Annotated in this window: 1 protein-coding gene; it reads left to right on the top strand. The window is 72.1% G+C overall.

Annotated features, from left to right (window positions below; all coding sequences use genetic code 11):
- Positions 1 to 26 precede the first annotated feature (26 nt).
- The coding region (locus ACFY8O_RS34435; protein ID WP_387909359.1) for a polyketide synthase dehydratase domain-containing protein at positions 27 to 1,705 on the top strand (1,679 nt) is incomplete at its 3' end.

Here is a 1,705-nt window from a genome sequence, read left to right as displayed (position 1 = left end):
GCGGCGGCACACCCGACTGGTCGGCTGTGTATACGGGTTCCGGGGCCCAGCAGGTCGCGCTGCCGACCTACGCCTTCCAGACCAAGCACTACTGGCTGGAGAGCGGGACCGGCACGCTGGGAATGTCCGGGGGAGGGCCTTCCTCGCTCGGCCACCCTCTGCTGGCGGTAGGCATCGCTCTCGCGGACGGGAACGGCCACGTCTCCACCGGCCGCATCTCCCTGCACACCCACCCCTGGCTGGCCGACCACGTGGTCATGGGCCGGGCGCTCGTGCCGGGGGCCGCCGTGCTGGAGCTGATGCTGCGGGTCGGTGAGAGCGTGGGAACCGAGCTGCTGGACGAACTCGTCCTGCACGCACCGCTGGCGGTGCCGAGCGGTGACGCGGCGGTCGATATCCAGGTCGCCGTCGAATCCCCTGACGAGCAGGGCCGGCGTGCGGTGCGGCTGCACTCCCGAACGTACCGCCCCGGGCAGGATGACGACTCGGAGTGGACCTGTCATGCTGAGGGAACGCTGGTCACCGCACCTGCCGAAGAACCGTCCGTGCAGGACGCCGTCTGGCCGCCGGCCGGCGCGGAGGCCGTGGACATCGACGGGCTGTACGAGCGCCTGGCGGCCACGGGGTACGGCTACGGTCCGGTGTTCCAGGGCATCCGTGCGGTGTGGCGGCGTGGCGAGGAGTTGTTCGCCGATGTCGTACTGCCGGAGGGTGCGGAGCGGGACGCCGGGCGGTTCGGGGTGCACCCCGCCCTCGTCGATGCCGCGCTCCAGACGCGTCTGGTGACCCTGCTGGAAGGGCAGGGCGAGCGAATGATGCCGTTCTCCTTCGCCGGGACGCGTCTCCACGCGACCGGTGCCACCGCGGTCCGGGCCCGGTTGACGCCGGTGGGTGACGATACCCTTTCGGTCCAGTTGACTGATCACGCCGGGCTGCCGGTCCTCACCATCGACGCCCTCACCTCGCGGCCACTGACCGCCGACGCGCTCGCCGGCCAGAATGTCGACTCGCTGTACGAGGTCAACTGGCAGCCGCTGAAGGCCGGTTCGACGAACGTCGAAGCCGACGGGCCGACCGCGGTCATCGGCGAAGGACTGCCGGGCCTCGATCTGCCTCGGCATGCGGATCTCGCCGCGCTCGCCACGCATGTCCGCAGCGGCGGCGCCGTACCGCACAGCGTGTTCCTGCCCTGCCCGCGACCGGACGCTGACGGCCCTGCACCGGCTACAACCGACGACGCCTCTGCTGCCCACCCCGCCGGCATCCCCGCCCTCACCCGTGAACTTCTGGCCTCCGTGCTGGGCACCGTTCAGGAGTGGCTGGCTCTTCCGGAGCTGGAGGAGGCCAGGCTCGTCGTGGTGACCCGGGGTGGTTCGGCCGTCGCACCGGGTGAGCGGCCCGATCCCGGGCAGGCCGCGGTGCAGGGCCTGGTGCGTTCGGCCCAGTCCGAACACCCGGGTCGTTTCGTGCTGGCCGACCTGGACGACGCGCCGTCGTCCGCCGCGGCCCTGCCCGCCGCGGTCGCCGGTGCGGTGGTCACAGGCGAGACCTCCCTCGCCGTACGTTCCGGAGCGGTTTCCGTACCCCGCCTGGGGCGGGTCACCCGCGCCGACGCCGACACTCTGGCCGTGCCCGAAGCGGACGCCTGGGGTGTGGAGCTGGACACGGGTGGAACGCTGGACGGGCTGCGTCTGGTGGCCGCTCC

Origin of the sequence: Streptomyces argenteolus, assembly GCF_042902585.1 — a bacterium.
GTDB classification, from domain to species: domain Bacteria; phylum Actinomycetota; class Actinomycetes; order Streptomycetales; family Streptomycetaceae; genus Streptomyces; species Streptomyces argenteolus.
Note: the sequence above shows the minus strand (reverse complement) of the source record. Positions and strands in the feature narration are given on the sequence as shown.